General features: G+C 39.2%; 22 protein-coding genes and 1 other annotated feature. Of the genes, 3 read left to right on the top strand and 19 right to left on the bottom strand.

Translation table 11 applies throughout. The features are described 5' to 3' along the window. Window positions 1–13 precede the first annotated feature (13 nt). Complete coding sequence (locus MKY88_RS16590; protein WP_193832680.1) at window positions 14–1,531, top strand: putative polysaccharide biosynthesis protein; 1,518 nt, start codon at window positions 14–16, stop codon at window positions 1,529–1,531. On the opposite strand, the gene MKY88_RS16595 is transcribed toward MKY88_RS16590, so the two are convergent. Beyond that, entirely contained in the window at window positions 1,528–2,163 is a 636-nt protein-coding gene (locus tag MKY88_RS16595; RefSeq protein WP_069482140.1) for a DUF421 domain-containing protein, read from the bottom strand. The two genes, MKY88_RS16590 and MKY88_RS16595, sit on opposite strands and share 4 nt — an antisense overlap. 165 nt (window positions 2,164–2,328) lie before the next feature. Here MKY88_RS16595 and MKY88_RS16600 point away from each other — a divergent pair, with 165 nt between their 5' ends. Next, the gene (locus tag MKY88_RS16600) at window positions 2,329–3,168 is read left to right on the top strand and encodes a polysaccharide deacetylase family protein (protein ID WP_340814186.1); all 840 of its coding nucleotides are present in this window, start codon (window positions 2,329–2,331) and stop codon (window positions 3,166–3,168) included. A gap of 93 nt (window positions 3,169–3,261) precedes the next feature. Here MKY88_RS16600 and yajC read toward each other — a convergent pair whose 3' ends face one another. From yajC to MKY88_RS16635, 7 genes are all read right to left on the bottom strand, one after another. Further along, a complete protein-coding gene (yajC, locus tag MKY88_RS16605; RefSeq protein ID WP_069482142.1) occupies window positions 3,262–3,525 on the bottom strand; it encodes a preprotein translocase subunit YajC in 264 nt (87 codons plus the stop codon). A gap of 261 nt (window positions 3,526–3,786) precedes the next feature. Then, on the bottom strand, window positions 3,787–4,932 hold the full coding sequence (tgt, locus tag MKY88_RS16610; RefSeq protein ID WP_069482143.1) for a tRNA guanosine(34) transglycosylase Tgt: 1,146 nt from the start codon (window positions 4,930–4,932) through the stop codon (window positions 3,787–3,789). Window positions 4,933–4,989: 57 nt separating this feature from the next. Next, window positions 4,990–6,030 carry a tRNA preQ1(34) S-adenosylmethionine ribosyltransferase-isomerase QueA gene (gene queA, locus MKY88_RS16615; RefSeq protein WP_328204186.1) on the bottom strand — a complete coding sequence of 347 codons (1,041 nt, stop codon included), beginning with the start codon at window positions 6,028–6,030 and terminating at the stop codon, window positions 4,990–4,992. Between the two features lie 17 nt (window positions 6,031–6,047). Continuing rightward, window positions 6,048–7,052, bottom strand: a complete 1,005-nt coding sequence (gene ruvB, locus MKY88_RS16620; RefSeq protein ID WP_258268840.1) for a Holliday junction branch migration DNA helicase RuvB — start codon at window positions 7,050–7,052, stop codon at window positions 6,048–6,050. Between the two features lie 18 nt (window positions 7,053–7,070). Further along, window positions 7,071–7,691 carry a Holliday junction branch migration protein RuvA gene (gene ruvA, locus MKY88_RS16625; RefSeq protein ID WP_258268839.1) on the bottom strand — a complete coding sequence of 207 codons (621 nt, stop codon included), beginning with the start codon at window positions 7,689–7,691 and terminating at the stop codon, window positions 7,071–7,073. 111 nt (window positions 7,692–7,802) lie between these two features. After that, complete coding sequence (locus MKY88_RS16630) at window positions 7,803–8,681, bottom strand: phosphotransferase (protein ID WP_332838560.1); 879 nt, start codon at window positions 8,679–8,681, stop codon at window positions 7,803–7,805. Continuing rightward, window positions 8,671–9,678 carry a LysM peptidoglycan-binding domain-containing protein gene (locus tag MKY88_RS16635; protein WP_340814187.1) on the bottom strand — a complete coding sequence of 336 codons (1,008 nt, stop codon included), beginning with the start codon at window positions 9,676–9,678 and terminating at the stop codon, window positions 8,671–8,673. Before MKY88_RS16635 ends, MKY88_RS16630 begins: the two co-directional genes overlap by 11 nt. Window positions 9,679–9,819: 141 nt before the next feature. Here MKY88_RS16635 and MKY88_RS16640 point away from each other — a divergent pair, with 141 nt between their 5' ends. Further along, window positions 9,820–10,353, top strand: a complete 534-nt coding sequence (locus tag MKY88_RS16640) for a transcription repressor NadR (RefSeq protein ID WP_069482148.1) — start codon at window positions 9,820–9,822, stop codon at window positions 10,351–10,353. A gap of 75 nt (window positions 10,354–10,428) precedes the next feature. Here the strand turns inward: MKY88_RS16640 and MKY88_RS16645 are convergent, their stop codons facing one another. The 11 genes from MKY88_RS16645 to minD form a co-directional block, all read right to left on the bottom strand. Then, entirely contained in the window at window positions 10,429–10,821 is a 393-nt protein-coding gene (locus MKY88_RS16645; protein WP_340814189.1) for a thiol-disulfide oxidoreductase DCC family protein, read from the bottom strand. Between the two features lie 27 nt (window positions 10,822–10,848). Then, window positions 10,849–11,727: a prephenate dehydratase gene (gene pheA, locus MKY88_RS16650; RefSeq protein WP_069482150.1), complete on the bottom strand. Its 879-nt coding sequence runs from the start codon at window positions 11,725–11,727 to the stop codon at window positions 10,849–10,851. Between the two features lie 182 nt (window positions 11,728–11,909). Continuing rightward, on the bottom strand, window positions 11,910–12,365 hold the full coding sequence (locus MKY88_RS16655; protein ID WP_004226679.1) for an ACT domain-containing protein: 456 nt from the start codon (window positions 12,363–12,365) through the stop codon (window positions 11,910–11,912). A 24-nt stretch (window positions 12,366–12,389) separates the two neighbouring features. Beyond that, window positions 12,390–13,679 carry a GTPase ObgE gene (gene obgE / locus MKY88_RS16660; protein WP_036119237.1) on the bottom strand — a complete coding sequence of 430 codons (1,290 nt, stop codon included), beginning with the start codon at window positions 13,677–13,679 and terminating at the stop codon, window positions 12,390–12,392. Window positions 13,680–13,684: 5 nt separating this feature from the next. Next, complete coding sequence (locus MKY88_RS16665; protein ID WP_089986688.1) at window positions 13,685–14,212, bottom strand: Spo0B domain-containing protein; 528 nt, start codon at window positions 14,210–14,212, stop codon at window positions 13,685–13,687. 349 nt (window positions 14,213–14,561) lie between these two features. Beyond that, window positions 14,562–14,861 (bottom strand): 50S ribosomal protein L27, encoded by a 300-nt coding sequence (rpmA, locus tag MKY88_RS16670; protein WP_004226673.1) that lies wholly within the window; start codon window positions 14,859–14,861, stop codon window positions 14,562–14,564. Then, window positions 14,858–15,214 (bottom strand): ribosomal-processing cysteine protease Prp, encoded by a 357-nt coding sequence (locus tag MKY88_RS16675; protein ID WP_069482153.1) that lies wholly within the window; start codon window positions 15,212–15,214, stop codon window positions 14,858–14,860. The genes rpmA and MKY88_RS16675 overlap by 4 nt, the downstream gene beginning before the upstream one ends. Window positions 15,215–15,230: 16 nt before the next feature. Further along, window positions 15,231–15,539 (bottom strand): 50S ribosomal protein L21, encoded by a 309-nt coding sequence (rplU, locus tag MKY88_RS16680; protein WP_054609178.1) that lies wholly within the window; start codon window positions 15,537–15,539, stop codon window positions 15,231–15,233. Window positions 15,540–15,553: 14 nt separating this feature from the next. Further along, window positions 15,554–15,635, bottom strand: a sequence feature (ribosomal protein L21 leader region). Window positions 15,636–15,680: 45 nt separating this feature from the next. Next, window positions 15,681–16,292: a stage IV sporulation protein FB gene (locus MKY88_RS16685; RefSeq protein ID WP_328204174.1), complete on the bottom strand. Its 612-nt coding sequence runs from the start codon at window positions 16,290–16,292 to the stop codon at window positions 15,681–15,683. After that, window positions 16,282–16,836: a peptidoglycan DD-metalloendopeptidase family protein gene (locus tag MKY88_RS16690; protein ID WP_328204171.1), complete on the bottom strand. Its 555-nt coding sequence runs from the start codon at window positions 16,834–16,836 to the stop codon at window positions 16,282–16,284. The genes MKY88_RS16685 and MKY88_RS16690 overlap by 11 nt, the downstream gene beginning before the upstream one ends. 90 nt (window positions 16,837–16,926) lie before the next feature. Beyond that, the gene (gene minD, locus MKY88_RS16695; protein WP_008180704.1) at window positions 16,927–17,724 is read right to left on the bottom strand and encodes a septum site-determining protein MinD; all 798 of its coding nucleotides are present in this window, start codon (window positions 17,722–17,724) and stop codon (window positions 16,927–16,929) included.

Genomic DNA, 17,724 nt, shown 5'->3' on the forward strand with positions numbered 1-17,724 from the left:
AGGGACGGATGGCATGAGTTCTTTTGTACGGGGTACATTATTTTTAATGTTTGTCATTTTTTTATCTAAACTTTTTGGCTTCTTTTATAGAATGCAATTTATGCGAATTGCTGGTGAAGAGGCAGTCGGCATTTATATGACCGTCTATCCAGCTTTTATTTTCTTCATCTCACTCATTCAACTTGGACTACCTATTGCTGTAGCTAAAATTGTGGCAGAATTACTAGCTAAAAATAAACGCGAAAGCATATTTGGCGTCATGCGTACTGCCATTCTTTGGTCATTTATTGGCATGATCGTTTTTATGCCACTCGTTGCACTTACCATACCATATATTTCTACGACACTTTTACATAATGAACATACAACCTTCACCTTATGGATTGCACTCTTTGCTGTACCTGTATCAGTAGGATCTGGTTTATTACGTGCTTATTTACAGGGAATCGCTAAAATTACACCGACCGCATGGTCACAAATGATTGAACAAGTTGTACGTATTAGCTTTATTACGCTAATGCTTCCATATGTGGCTAACTATAATAATGCTGCTGTGACGGCAGCTGCCGCAATGGGTATTACACTTGCTGCAGAGGTAGTAGCATTCCTCTATTTATGGCTGCATTATATAATTTCAAAAAAGAAACTGATTGCGCGCAAGACAAAAATCGAAGGTTATCCTTCATCGCCAATGCTCCGTATAGCACTACCTTCCGCAGGCAGTAAGCTTTTTGGTTCTTTCACTTGGTTTTTAGAACCAATCATCTTTTTGAAGGCTTTAACAGTGGCAGGATTAACTGCATCTGCAGCTACCATTCTTTACGGTGTCATCTCTGGTGTGTTGGTGCCATTACTGCTATTTCCTGCGTTTGTGTCAACAGCTTTATCGATTGTTCTTATTCCAGCTGTTAGTGATGCCGTCGCTCGTCAGCATACTCCTTTGTTACAGGAGCGGATTTCGGTTTCCCTACGATTATCTTCTTTAGTGGGCTGTTTTGCCGCTACATATTTCTTTGTACATGGTGATGAATTGGCTATGAAGCTTTTCCATTTAGAAGAAAATCGTGGTTACGTAAAAATTTTAGCACCCATTTTTTATTTTTATTATATTCAAAGCCCTTTGCACTCCATCCTTCAGGCGATTGGCGAAGCTCGGGCTGCGATGATGAACTCCATTTATGGTGGCCTAGGAAAATTATTTGTTATGTTTGTACTTGCCTCTCAGCCTGGTATCCAAGAAAAAGGAGCTGTGGTAGCTATTGGCTTTGGCGTTTTACTAACGTCTTTCTTGCATATCGCAACTGTTAGACAACGGAAAAACTTACGAGCAGGCTTTAGAATGTTTGTGGTACCTTATAGTTGCTTTATTGCCGTTTGTATCGCCCAGTACTTCCTTATGCCATTACTATCACTACCATTTATTTTAAATAGCTTTGTCACATTATTTTTACTATTTACGAGTTTATTATTTACAAATCAATTACGTATAACGGATTTCCGCTATATCCGTAAATTAGCAAAGAAAGTTTAGCTTTCTTTTAATTGGATATACAGTCGCTCGTCTTCCCAAATACAAAAAAACACTGTCTCACTATCTGTAATATTATTTTTAGCTAGTTCATTCTTCAACCATTCCACATCTTTATGCATAGTTAATAAATGTCTTTCTTGAATATCTCCGTCAATAATCAATGGATAAACAAATGGTTTTTCATCTTTTTTGTAAACGGAAAGATTACCCGAAGGTTCTAAATAAGCAAATGCAACATCGGAGACAGAGGCGATACCACTTTCTCGCAATTGCTGACATAAATCATCCAAATTATAACGGTGTTTTCGCATTTCGCTCTCTAATATCACACCGTCTTTCACTAGTAACGCTGGATCACCGTCAACTAAGTCACGAATTCTCTTGAACTTCAACGATAAATAAGCACTTAATATTTGTATGAAGAGCAAAATAATAATGGGTAGAATAGCATTAAATAGAGGATTTTTATAATCATCTAATGCAAAAGCAGCCACTTCTGCAATTAATACAAATACAACTAAATCAATGACAGATAGCTCACCCACTTCTCGTTTACCCATTAATCGAAAGACGATGATGATAAACACATATAAAAAACAGGTTCTAAAAATAATATGGAAATATTCTTCCATTAAAATACACCCCCATAATATCAAGGTGACCTTATTTTTATTTTTTATACAGATTAATGGTGAGATATTGCTGAAAAATGATTTTATTCAAGGAATAGTCCATAGTTGTTCGTACACAATATAATGAACGACATACTTAAGACTATAAACAGCAAAGGTGAGAAAATGATACGGAAAATAATTGCTTTTGTTGTTGTTTATATCGTTCTGTTCACGCATCCATTTCCTACTCATGGATATCAAGAACAAACTATACCCGTTCTTATGTACCACCATTTAGCGGACAATATAAACAATAATACGGTTATTTCACCCACTAATTTTGATAAACAGATGAGAGCACTGAAGGAAGAAGGTTATCATGCGATTTCAGTCAAAGAATTACATGATTACTTAACGAACCAAATCAAATTACCCGAAAAGCCTGTATTGATTACTTTTGATGATGGCTATCTCAGCAATTATGAAATGGCTTATCCGATTTTGAAAAAATATGAACTACATGCAGAAATCTTTGTTATTGCAAGTCGAATTACCGACACAAGCAAAGAAATTGCCTATCCACATGAAATTGCCAAAATGAACTGGGATCAATTAAAAGAAATGCAGGATTATATAACGATCCAAAGCCATACTTGGGACTCGCATTATAAATTACCTTCAAAATTCGGTAGAATGAATGGTGCCATTTACGGTCCAAGCTATTTGAATGGACAATTAGAAAGTCAAGAGCAGTACGAAGCAAGAGTCAAAAATGATTTTATTCACTCCAGAAACATAATTAAAGAAAAATTAGGCTATGAGCCCATCGCCATTAGCTATCCATACGGTATTCAATCTGCAACTACCATTAAAATAGCGCGGGAGGCTGGCTTTAAAATGGGCTTTGTCATTCAAAATAAAAATGTCAAAAAAGGTGATGGATTATTTACACTGAGTAGAATCATTGTAAATGGCAATGATTCAGGTGCCGAATTAATTCATAAAATAAATACAATGAAATAAGAAGCAGGAGGAAGTTATCCCTTCTGCTTCAACTTCATAAGAAAAGGCTTACAATATAGCTATGCCTATTGTAAGCCTTTTTCCTTTTAATGATTAAACGTCTTTCTCAATTCGGCCGATTGCTTGACGGTCAAATTTAACACGTACATTATCAGCGATCTTTAATGTTACTGCTGTGTCCTCGATTGCATCAATGACACCATGCATGCCACCAATTGTAATGACTTTATCTCCACGTTGCAAACTGCCTTGCATATTTTGTGTTTCCTGCTGTCTTTTTTTAGCTGGACGGATTAAGATAAACCACATAGCAACGAACATTAATAATATTGGTGCTAAGCCTAATAATTGATCCATAATACTTCTTGCCCCCTTTCCAAATCTCACTTTTTTAGTATAGACTATTCCACCATTAAAAAGCGATGGACAAGCCCAAAAATTTTCTCATTTACTAATATTTTTTCTATGATTGACAATATTTTGCTAGAAATATTCACTTTTTACAAAGTTTTGAATGAGTTGGCCATACTATGGCTAGTCATTTAGGACATTAGAGGATTGCTAATGTCCTTTTCATGGAAAAATACCTCACTTTATTATCCCTACAAAAGTAATTGGTTAAAAGTTTTTGGCATCTGGTCCATTAAAGCCATATTTCTCGAAAAACTCTTCTCGGAAATCACCTAGGCGATCTTGACGAATTGCCTCACGTACTTGTTCCATTAGCTTTAACAAGAAATGTAAATTATGATAAGACGTTAAACGAATACCGAATGTTTCTTCTGTGCGAATCAAGTGACGAATATAAGCACGTGAATAGTTTTTACATGTATAGCAATCACAGTTCGGATCAATCGGCCCAAAGTCACGAGCATATTTTGCATTCTTAACGACTAAACGACCTTCTGATGTCATCAGTGTACCATTACGGGCAATACGTGTTGGCAGAACACAGTCAAACATATCAACACCACGAATGGCACCATCGATTAATGAATCTGGTGAACCCACTCCCATTAAATATCGAGGTTTATTTGCTGGCATTAACGGTGTTGTGAACTCAAGTACACGGTTCATAATATCTTTTGGTTCTCCAACAGATAATCCTCCTATAGCGTAGCCTGGGAAATCTAACTCCACTAATGCTTCTGCAGAACGACGGCGTAAATCCTCGTACTCACCACCTTGAATGATTCCGAATAACCCTTGTTCTTCCGGACGATTATGAGCTTCTTTGCATCGTTTTGCCCAACGTGTTGTACGATCTACTGATTGCAGCATATATTCATGTGTTGCAGGATACGGTGGACATTCATCGAAGGCCATCATGATATCAGAGCCTAAGTCATTTTGAATTTCCATCGCTTTTTCGGGACTTAGGAATAATTTATCTCCATTAAGATGATTACGGAAATGAACGCCTTCCTCCTCAATTTTGCGGAACTTACTTAGCGAGAATACTTGGAAACCGCCTGAATCTGTTAAAATTGGTCGATCCCAGTTCATAAATTTATGCAGTCCGCCTGCTTCCTTGACGATATCATTGCCTGGACGAAGCCATAAATGATACGTGTTGGATAAGATAATACCGGCATTCATTTCTTTTAATTCCTCAGGAGACATCGTTTTAACCGTTGCTTGTGTCCCAACTGGCATAAATGCTGGCGTTTCAAAGGAGCCGTGTGGTGTATGCACGATACCAAGACGTGCTCCTGTTTGTTTACATGTATGAAGTAATTCATAGCGAATTGCTGGCTGTGTCATAAAAATAAAAATCCTCTCTGATCTGAAGTAAAAACAGTACTCCGATTATTTCTTTTCTTATTCTTTTGGTCGAATAAACATAGCATCACCAAAACTAAAGAAGCGATATTTTTCTTCTACAGCTTGCTGATATGCACTTAAAATTGTTTCTCTAGTGGCTAGCGTACTCACTAGCATAACAAGTGTTGACTTTGGTAAATGGAAGTTTGTAATTAAACCATCCACCACGGTAAACGTATAGCCTGGATAGATGAAAATAGACGTCCAACCTTGCTCTGGTCGTACTTCACCACCATATTTAGAGCCAATTGTCTCTAATGTACGTGTGGAGGTTGTCCCAACAGCAATTACCTTACCACCATTACGCTTTACGCGATTAATCGTGTCTGCCGCTTCGTCCGTCACACTATAAAATTCGGCATGCATTTCATGGTTTTCAATCGAATCCACACTAACAGGACGGAATGTACCAAGTCCGACATGAAGAGTAATAAAGACAACCTCTATCCCTTTTGCCTTTACTTGTTCTAATAATTCTTCTGTAAAATGTAGACCCGCTGTTGGAGCAGCAGCTGAGCCACGCTCTTTCGCATAGACCGTTTGATAGCGATCTTTGTCTTCTAACTTCTCTCGAATATAAGGCGGTAATGGCATTTCACCAAGCTGCTCTAATATTTCATAAAAAATTCCATCGAAATGAAATTCAAATGTTCGTCCACCATGGTCAAGCTCACCTGTACAAGTAGCTGTTAACAACCCATCCCCAAATGTGATCACTGTCCCTACTTTTACGCGTTTTGCTGGTTTTACAAGGGTTTCCCACTCATCTGTACCTGCCAATTGCTTCAGTAACAATACCTCGATATGGGCACCTGTCTCCTCTTTTACACCCATTAAGCGAGCAGGTAAGACCCTTGTATCGTTTAACACAAGACAATCTCCCTCACGTAGCTCATCTAAGACATGAGCAAAATGGTGATGCTCTACTTCATTTGAGCCGGGTGTCACGACCATTAATCGACTAGCTGTACGATCTACTAATGGTGTTTGGGCAATAAGCTCCTCTGGTAATTCAAAATCAAAATCTTCTACACGCATGAAAAAAACTTCCTTCTTTATGTTTGTTGGGGATACTCATATCCAAAATGTTCGTAGGCTAAATGTGTCGCCACTCTTCCTCGTGGTGTACGTTGAATAAGCCCAATTTGCATGAGATAGGGTTCATATACATCTTCTATCGTCACCCGTTCCTCACCAATCGATGCCGCAAGTGTATCTAAGCCCACAGGACCTCCTCGAAAGCGCTCAATCATGTTTGTGACAAGTTTATGGTCAATATGATCAAGCCCTCTTGGATCAACTTGTAACAGCTCTAAAGCCTGCTTTGCAAGACCCTCCGTTATCATACCATCTCCAAGCACTTGTGCATAATCTCGTACTCGTTTCAATAGGCGATTGGCAATTCGAGGTGTACCGCGGGAACGTCTTGCCATCTCCATTGCTGCTATTTGCTCAATTTCTACCTCAAATAAAAGGGCACTGCGAGCAACAATTTCAGCAAGAGAACTATCATCATAGTACTCTAAGCGTAATAATACACCAAAACGATCTCTCAGAGGAGCTGACAAGGCACCCGCTCTTGTTGTAGCGCCTATAAGGGTAAAGGGAGGTAAGTCAAGGCGGACAGAACGTGCTTCAGGACCTTTTCCCACCACAATATCTAAACAGAAGTCCTCCATTGCTGGATATAACACTTCTTCAATGGCACGAGGTAGTCGATGAATCTCATCAATGAATAAGACATCGCCAGGCTCTAGTGAACTTAATATCGCTGCTAAATCTCCTGGTCGTTCAATCGCAGGACCACTTGTCATGCGCACATTGACACTCATTTCATTTGCGATAACAGCAGCCAATGTCGTTTTACCAAGCCCTGGTGGTCCATATAACAACACATGATCTAAACTTTCCTGCCGAAGTTTTGCTGCCTCAATGAAAATTTGTAAATTTTCCTTTACTTTATGCTGCCCTATGTATTGGGCTAACCTTTGTGGGCGTAAAGATAATTCAAACTGTTCATCATAGCCACTTGCCTCACTAGCCATCATACGTTCAGACATGCCTCTTCCCTCCTTTCCTTATTTTAATTTTAATAATAGTTGTAACGCTTGTTTCATAAAGGCATCTGTCGTTTCAAGCTTGTCGTTATCCTCAAGCTGCGGACGAATTTTTTCGAGCTCCTTTTCAGAATAACCAAGTGCCATTAAAGCAAGAATCGCTTCTTCTAATTCGTGTTTATAAGGATTAACGCCAAACAGTGGCAGTTCATCTTCTGTACTCGGCAGTTCAATTGTCTCTAATAAAGAGCCTAGCTTACCTTTTAAATCTAATATCATCTGTCGTGCGGTTTTTTTACCTACTCCAGGGAACTTCACTAAAAACGCTTCATCTTCCCGTTCAATCGCACTAATAACCTGCTGTGGGTTGCCAGTCGCTAAAATAGCTAGTGCCCCCTTCGGACCTATTCCAGATACTAAAATTAACTTACGAAACAGCTCGCGTTGATCTAGATTCGGGAAACCGTAAAGCATTTGTGCGTCCTCTCGTACATGCAAATGAACATAAATTTGTTGTTCAAGCGCTGATGTTCGAAATGCAAACGGATTGGGTGTATTCAATTGCCAGCCAATCCCCTGTTGCTCTAGCACAATATATTCTGGTGTAATACGAGTAATTAGTCCTTTTAAATAATCATACATCTATATTCCCTCACAATCATCGTCTTCGATTATAGCATATAGCGAACGAATGCTCGACAGAAAGTAGTATCCAAAACGCTGTTCAAGACAAAAATGACCGCCAAATGACGGTCATTTCTTCACAAATCTATCAATATCGTACCACAGTTTTGGCCAATAGGTGAGGGCTCGTTTAGTAAATGGTACTAAATAATCTAAAAATACTAGTTGCTGATCAAGTGGTAAATCCACAGCAAAAAGCCATTCTCGCAATAGTTCATTCGGATATTTTAAACGATGAAGCTTTCTTTTATCAAGTCGTTTCAGCTCTGGTAATTCCGCAAAAACTTTAGCTAAATCATAATCGACTGCGGGTAGTACCCGATGCAACCATAAAATATATTCGTCATCGGCTTCTCCAAGATGCGCCAAATCAAAATCAATTAAACGCAATTGTCCGTCCGTGCACCATAAAAAATTATGATGTACAACATCCCCGTGCAATAGTGTAATTTCCTTTTCAGCTACATCCTCCAGGGCAATTAACTGCAACGATTTATCACTATAATGCAAAATTTGATCGATTTCTTCTTTCGTTAAGAAAGCCCGGAACTCATTTCTTCTGCTTTTAAAACGCAGATGACGCATTTGCCATTTTAAAAGTTGTGAATAGGTATGCAAGCCAGGCAAGCGTTGCCAAGCGATTTTTTTATATGTGTCATGTAAAGCTATTAGTAGTTCAAGAGATTCCTTCCGATCCTTTTTATGAGCAAAGTTGGCACCATGGCTTCCTTCTTGCCATTCTTGCACAATGAGCTGCTCATCATCACTCCGGACTAATGGTAGGATAAGGTTAGGTTCAATTCGACCTAGCTGGCGATGAATCGTTCTTACCTTCTCTGCAATCTCTAGTTGTTTTGCTCGTTTGACAAAATAAGTATTCGATCGATATCTATATTTCCAAATATTTGATTTTACCTCTTCGACAATATACGCTTTTTCACCATCGATAAGGCGTCATCCCGCCTGGGAAATAATGCGGTGACATCCAAGGTCCTACTGATGACGGGCACGGCGGTGGACAATGCGTTGGGCATGGTGGTGGTGGACAATGACATGGATCCATTTGCCATGCAGGCATTGGCATCGGCATTGGTTGTGATTGACAGCCACAAGGTTGTGCTTCACAGCCACATGATTTGCCCATGTTCATTTCAGGCATCATATTAAATTGTGGTTGCATTTGTTGATGATTAGGCGTGTGGAAAAATGGTGACGTAGACTCTAAGAAGTCTTCCATCTCGCCCATTTTATTTTCTGGCATCTCAAAGGACATCGGCTGCTGCGGCATCATATACTGCTCGGCCTGTGGCTGCATTGGCATTGGCCACCACATTTGATGATGATAAATTGGTTGATGGCAGCTTGAGCAATGTGGTACCGCAGGCATATGTGGCATGATATGCATTGGCGGTGGTGCTGGTTGTGGCATTGGATGTGGCATTGGCTTCGCTACAGGTGGTGGCGGCGGTGGCGCTGGTTGTATTTGTACTGGTGGTGGTGTTGTGACCGTTTGCTCTATTTGTGGCATGACTACTTGTTGGTGCCAATTCATTTCTACAGGCTGTGGAACCCACATCGGTTGTTGTGGCATCTGCATTGGCATAGGCATTGGTATAGGTATTGGAATCATTTGTGGCTCTGGCATTGGCATTGGAGCTGGCGGTACAATTGGTGGTGGTGGAGGCATTGGCCTCTGTACCTCTTTTTTCGGAACTTCCTTAGGTGTCTCCTTATGCATTTGTGATTCCTTTTTTGGCATTTCTTTATGTGACTCTCTATGTGGCTCTTTGTTTATTTTTTCAGGCAAAATAATTTCCATGCCCGGGACAATATAATCTGGATTGGCAAGATGGACATTGAGCCGCTTCAAATCTTCAAACGAAATGCCGTACTCTTTCGCAATCTTCCACAATGTGTCTCCCTTTTGAACAATATGAATACGCAATTTTTTCCTCCCTTCCTCTCTAGGTATCATATGTTCAATGTTCCAATTGGATACAAAAATTTCAACAAGTTAGAAATGCTTCATGGTACACTAACCTATAGGGAATACTGTTTCCATTATTACGGGCAGAGGTGATCTCATATGAAAAAAATGTTAGGCGAGGAACGCCGACTGCAGCTATTAGCGCAATTAAAAAAAAGTAAAGCACCTATAACAGGGACAGACTTAGCTAAATTCGCCAATGTTTCTAGACAAGTTATCGTCAATGATATGACTTTATTAAAGGCAAGAAACGAACCCATTATCGCTACGAGTCAGGGTTATCTTTATATGCATCAGGAGCAATTACAGCAAACTGTTGAACGCACATTACCTTGCATACACACATCTGAGCAAACAGAAGATGAGCTAATGACAATTGTAGATTGTGGTGGCACAGTCAAAAATGTTATGGTTGAACATCCTATTTATGGCGAACTAACAGCCTCTATCATGGTGTCAAACCGTCATGAGGTAAAACAATTTATCGAACGGGTTAATGCCACTCAGGCTAATTACTTATCTGCACTAACGGGAGGCATTCATCTTCATGTCATTACAGCCCCCTCTGTGGAAGTATTAACATTAATTGAACAAGCCTTACAAAAAAAGGGCTATTTGGTGACAGACCAATAAAAAAAAGCACAGTATTTTCTCATACTGTGCTTCATTATTTCATTCGAGTATGACTCCATCCATTTCCTCAACCTATTAGGAGAGAAATCGTTGTCTTTGTGAATTGGTAGGTAAAAGACATTCCTTTTTTGTACCAAATAAACGATAACGGTGCTTAGCGAACAGTCTATATAACGCATTGCGAATAATTGGAGGCACCAGAATGAACAGATTATAGCAAGGCCAAATCTTCTCCAAATTTTTGGATATTTTTAAAGCTGCCGTCGATTCAACATATGCTTTCCCATCTTCAATGAGGATCACACTATCTATATTGTCGGATATATTAAACTGCCGGAGTAATGCTTGACCGACATCACTTTGTAATGACGCAAATTGAAAATAACCTGCTTGATCATGTTTGATAATAAATTGAACGGTGCTATCACAAAAGTTACAGATACCATCAAATAAAATGATCCCACGCATTATATTTCCCCCTTAGAGCTAGAGCTATTATGCTTCGTCAGATGTAAGATACGTAAAGTATGTACCTAATGACTTTACTTTGCAACCTAGTGCAGCAAGTTCTTCCATAGCACCGCGCATCATTGGTATTTTTTCATCGGCTAGCACATCTATCATGAAGAAATAATCACCTAGTCCTGTTTTCAACGGACGCGATTCGATTTTACTTAAATTCAGTTGACGCCATGCAAAGACAGAAAGCACTTGATGTAATGCCCCTGAACGGTCAGTCGGCAATGTAATCATTAAAGTTGTTTTCGCTTGCCCATCGGATAATTCTTGTGGCAAACGTTGGTTTTTCTTAGACAGAACAAAGAAACGAGTATGGTTAAAATGGAAATCATGGATATTGGACTCTACTATGTCAAGGCCATATTTTTCTGCAGCAGCTGCATTTCCAACCGCTGCAATACATTGTTCTGGGTTTTCGGATACATATTTCGCGGCAGCTGCTGTTGAAGATGTTTGTTGAAGTGGCACGTGACTGAAACGATAAAATAAATATTTATGGCATTGGGCTAGAGCATGTGGATGGGAGTAGACCCCTTCAATGGACTGCCAATTATCCTTCTGCGCTTTATTGACCATTAAATGCTGCTGGATTTTCAGTAATAATTCACCTGTTACATATAGTGATGCTTCATGGAATAGGTAATCAAGTGTGAGCGTAACTGAACCTTCTAAGGCATTTTCTAATGGTACAACGGCTAAATCTACCTTTCCCTCTGCTACTGCCTCAATACATTCTGGAATCGTTGCACAGGGTACAAGCCACTCATTTGGAAAAGTAGACTTTGTTGCTAAGTATGTAAATGATGCTTCCGGTCCTAAATATGCGATTCGATTTTCCCATTGTTGCTTTGTCATTGCAAAAACCTCCTTTATGGAATAAGGAGCAGTCCCTAGCGATTGATGTATCACTAAGGGACAGCTCCTTATTTGAGCTTTGGTATCGTATTATTACTCCAGTGCTTCAAGAACATAAGGATTATTAAACACGATAATTGTCATTTTTGTCAAAAATTAAAGGATCGAACACCTTACTGTGATTACAAAGCACCAGAACTAATGACTTCCGCTGACTCAACAAAATCCAAACGCTTTAATTGCTGGATTAGGTCATCAAGATCACATGTCATACTTGTTACATCTAATGATAATGTAACATTGGCACGTCCCTGAATAGGGATTGTTTGATGAATCGTCAATACGTTACAATGTGTAATTGTCACAGTTTCTAAAAGCTTAGCTAGTGTTCCTTTTCTATCTTGAAGCTGTAAAAAGACTGTTAAAATGCGTTCCTGCACAATTGAATGAAAAGGAAAAACCGCATCACGATATTTGTAAAACGCACTTCGCGATAAATCCACCTGCTTTACCGCATCCCAAATGGAAGATACTGAACCACTTGATAATAAGTGTTTCGCCTCCAAAGTTTTTTGCATTGCATCCGTTAAAACATCCTCACGAACTAAATAATATCGCTGATTCGCAACATTCTTCATACGCTTCCCCCTAAAACTCATGTCTTAATCGACAAATTCAAATTCAAACTCTTGTAGGCGAACTGTATCGCCATCCTGTGCTCCACGTTCACGTAGAGCCTCGTCCACACCCATTGCACGCAATTGACGAGCAAAACGACGTATACCATCTTCACGGCTAAAGTCGGTCATTTTAAATAAGCGCTCAATGGCATAACCACTAATAATAAATGTACCGTCATCGTCACGAGTGATTTCGAAATCTTCACCTTTTGCCTCATGCTTGTACATGACAGTTGCGTCTGATTGTTCCTCTACTTCATCATATAGTGGGAATTCAGGCGTTACTTCTAATAGATCCGCAATAGCAAACAGCAGCTCTTTTAACCCTTGACGTGAAACAGCAGAAATTGGGAAAATTTGAACGTCTTCTCCTACCTTTTGGCGGAATGCTGTTAAGTTTTCCTCTGCATCAGGCATATCCATTTTATTAGCTACAATAATCTGTGGACGCTCTGTTAAACGAAGATTATATTGTTTCAGCTCATCATTAATTGTTAAATAATCCTCATATGGATCTCGACCTTCCATTCCTGACATATCAATCACATGGACAATCACGCGTGTACGTTCAATATGTCGTAAAAATTGGTGGCCTAATCCTACCCCTTCATGAGCCCCTTCAATTAGCCCTGGTAAATCTGCCATCGCAAAGCTTCGGTGATCATCCGTTTCAATCATGCCTAAATTCGGTACAATTGTCGTGAAATGATAAGCACCAATTTTTGGCTTAGCAGCAGAAACAACAGATAGAAGTGTCGATTTACCAACACTTGGGAAACCAACTAAACCTACATCTGCTAAAACTTTTAACTCTAATATAACATTTAATTCTTGTCCTGGCTCACCTTTTTCAGAAAGTTCTGGCGCTGGGTTGGCAGGTGTAGCAAAGCGAGAATTTCCACGTCCACCTCGGCCCGCTTTCGCAATAACAGCTCTTTGCCCATGCTCGACTAAGTCAGCAATAACAGCATTTGTTTCTTCATTCATAACCACTGTACCTGGTGGAACTTTAACAATTAAATCTTCCGCATTTTTACCGTGCATGCCTTTACTCATACCATGCTCCCCACGCGGTGCTTTAAAATGGCGTTTATAGCGGAAATCCATTAACGTACGTAAGCCTTCCTCTACTTCAAATACGACATTACCGCCATGTCCACCATCTCCACCAGCTGGACCACCGTTCGGTACATATTTTTCTCGACGAAAGGCAACCATGCCATCTCCGCCGTCGCCACCTTTAACATAAATCTTTACGTGATCGACAAACATTTAGTTCACTCCCTATTTGCACTCAAGACATATTGCCAGCGTGTATTTGTCTGCTCAATTGTTTGAATGTCGAATTGTTTCAAACCTTTTTCGGTGAATGCATCAGCACTCCATAACCCATTTAGCGTGAATGTCACGGCAAATGTATGATCGTCAACACGTACATCAAGCGTGAGGATCTGCTCTGTAAATGGATCTAATGTATCATAAACATGCATAACTGTTTTGTTTAAGTAATCTACAATTTCCTGATCAATCTTATTGGTCACAGGCTTTTTTATGTCGCCGTTTATTTTCCAAGCTAAGGAAGGGAAACGCCATCCTGCTGTTTGGAGCCATTCGATTGTTTGTGGTAATTGTAGTCGATTGAGGATAGAAAACACTCTTAACTGTTCTGAAAAATGCTGAATAAGTTCCTTTGATTCATCAACTCTACCTAAATCTAAATTCATGCGAATCAATTGTAATTGATTCACAAAATCATGATTTGCAAAACGTAATACTTCACTAATGGTTAGTGATTGATTGTTCATCCCATTCACTCCAATAAAGTTATCTTTACTAGTATAACAAGTTTTACTGTATTTTTCCCTTAATTCTTTATTCAATTACGCTCAGGCATAATTGCGTCTGAAATCGCTCTTTTTTGGGCCAATGAGAAGTTGGTTAGTCGTTGCTACAGGACATGACGACCAAAGTCAGAATTCCTTTATTTCAGTGGCTTTTGACGCTACTGAAAAAATGAAAACTGCCTAAATTTCATCACCTAATTGCTGTGCTACACTTTCGATTTAACAGCCATCTCTTGAAAGTGGCTGAAATTTAGCCAAAAAAAGGACTGCAATAAATGCAGTCCTCCGCTTTATGATATCTTATAAAAGATTAAGCTTCTTGTGGTGCTGGGTATACAGATACTTGTTTGCGATCGCGACCTAAACGTTCGAATTTAACAACGCCGTCAACTTTAGCAAATAGTGTATCGTCACCACCACGACCTACGTTTGTACCTGGGTAAATTTTTGTACCGCGTTGACGGTAAAGAATTGAACCACCAGTTACGAATTGGCCATCAGCACGTTTAGCACCAAGTCGTTTAGACTCAGAGTCACGTCCGTTTTTAGTAGAACCTACCCCTTTTTTCGATGCGAAAAGTTGAAGGTCTAAAGCTAATAATAATTTCATCGAGTTCCACCTCCTACTTGGTTGTAGTTGATTTGGATGTATTGTCCGTAATTTTGCACCATAGAATACACTTGGGCAGTCATTACTTGAACAATTAACTGTAGTTTTGCATCTATTTCAGGTTCTAAATCTGTTGGTAAATCTACCTTAAGATAGCCTCCACCTTCAGCAGCTTGTTCGACTTCTGGCTGGATTTGTAGTAATGCATAAATAGCATTTACCGTACCAATGGCAATGGTAGATGCTCCTGCACATACTAAATCTTTCCCAGATTCATCGTACCCAGCATGTCCTGAAAATTCGAATGCTGACACATGTCTATTTTCATCGTGATGAATCGTAACTTGTATCATTCGCTACACCTCACTATTAAGCGTTGATTGTTTCAACAACTAATTTTGTGTAAGGTTGACGGTGACCTTGTTTACGACGGTAGTTCTTTTTAGCTTTCAATTTGAAAACAACGATTTTTTTCGCACGGCCTTCTTTAACAACTTTCGCTGTTACAGTAGCACCATCTACGAATGGAGCACCAACTTTAACGTTTTCGCCACCTACGAATAAAACTTTATCAAAAGTTACAACCTCGTCAGCTTCTACGCCTAATTTTTCAACGTAGATTTCTTGACCTGCTTCTACTTTGATTTGTTTACCACCAGTTTCAATAATTGCGTACATTTTACTGCACCTCCTCTTAAACTCAGACTCGCCTGTTTCATAAAGGTGATCTTATAGTAAGATACTTAAACCTTCCCAGAGCGGTTGTAGTAGCACGGGTGCTACAAACAATAACATTAAAATATTACCACATGGCTTTTTTTAAGTCAATCTATTCATAACATATTTTTCAAAAGCTATACGATATTTTCGATAACGCCATTCTTTTAAAACTTGAAGCCAAATGAATAAACAAATGATTGCTAAAAAAATAGATTGTGGTAAGAAATTTAAAGTTATCAGAAATAACGTCGTCGCAACCATGAACGACAGCCAATAATACATTTCCACCACTTGAGCTTTTGGATAATATAAAAATAACCATGCTAACAATATCCTGCCACCATCCAATGGTAGGATAGGTATTATATTCACTAATAATAACACAAGTTGAACACTAATTAGCTTACCTGCGATTAGTTCGGGCATAAAAAAAGCGAGGCCAATCCCTAAAATAGTAGCGATTGGTCCTCCTAATGCAATCCATAGGAGTGACGAGGCTTGCACAACCGCTGGATTTTCAAATTGAATTTCCCCCCCGTAAGGTGCAATAACACATGATTTCACTCTTACGCCACACAGTAAGGCTGCTAATAAGTGACCTGTTTCATGCCACATTAGCGAGAAAAAAATAATAGCGTAATAAGCAAGTTGTCCACTAAAAATCATGACAAATACGAGAGGAATACAGAGAAGATGTAATTTAATCTTCATGGGTCTCCATCGTTTCCAACCATTGCACAATTTGCTCTAAATCGTAATGAGTATCTCCTTTTTCAATGGAAAGATAAAGTTGCCCAGCTTCTTTCATACCAATCAAATCATTTACCTGTATGGATGTATAAGGTAGCTGTGCTAAGCTATCTAGCATGCCATAAGAGACGGTTGTACCATCATCATAACTGATGGTCATGGTCTTACCCGTATATTTTGTATGGCCTGTGAACACGACTAAACCGTTCTGTCCGGCATAAACTGGTAAGCCAACATCATACTGCAATAAATATCCCTCTTTAAAAACCTGGGCATTAGCAAAAGTTAAAAGATCTGCTTGCCCCACATCACTAGATACTGTAATGGCCTCATTTTCTTTATCGAACCAACTTTGCCCTAGCTCACTTAAGTACGTTAAATCTGCCGAGGTTGTGACCATCTTTCGAACAGGCGTATCAACTACACCTTGATCTTCTAAACGAATTACAAGCATAGTTGCTGCCACCAGTATTATCGTGACAAACCATTTCCATTTTTTAAACAAGCCCTCATCCTTTTTTCCACACTATATGTGATTGCATGTCCAAACATGCACAAAAAACCTTCTCGCACAAATGCACGAAAAGGTTTTAAATTATCTCGAAAACAATGATTTAAGTTTTGAAAACATACCTCTTTGCTCATCTTGAATAGCCATTAATGGAACCGACTCACCCAAAATACGACGAGCAATATTTCGATAGCCCAAAGATGCTTTATTAGAAGGATCCATAACGATTGGTTCTCCTTTATTAGAGGATGAAATAACACCCTCACTATCAACAATAATTCCTAATAGATCAATAGACAAATGGGTTGTAATTTCATTCACATCCAAAGTGTCACCGCTCTTCATCATATGTTGTCGAATACGGTTAATGATGAGTTTCGGAGCAGTTATGTCTTCCTGTTCTAATAAACCAATAATTCGATCTGCATCTCGAACAGCGGAAATTTCAGGTGTTGTGACAACAATCGCATGATCTGCACCTGCAACAGCATTTCTATAGCCTTGCTCAATACCTGCAGGACAATCTATTAATACATAATCATAATCTCTTTTTAATTCCTCAATTAAGCTCTTCATTTGCTCAGGGGTAACAGCATTTTTATCTGTCGTTTGAGCAGCAGGTAATAAAAATAGTTTATCATCCACGCGCTTATCTTTAATCAATGCTTGATGTATTTTACAGCGCCCTTCCACTACATCGACTAGATCATAAATGATACGATTTTCTAGGCCCAAAATAACATCTAAATTACGCAGGCCAATATCTGTATCAACTAAACATACTTTTTTACCTTGTAGAGCCAATGCAGTCCCAAGGTTAGCCGATGTCGTTGTTTTTCCGACACCACCTTTACCCGAAGTTATGACGATCGCTTCTCCCAC

Origin of the sequence: Lysinibacillus sp. FSL R7-0073 (assembly GCF_038009065.1) — a bacterium.
Taxonomy (GTDB): domain Bacteria; phylum Bacillota; class Bacilli; order Bacillales_A; family Planococcaceae; genus Lysinibacillus; species Lysinibacillus fusiformis.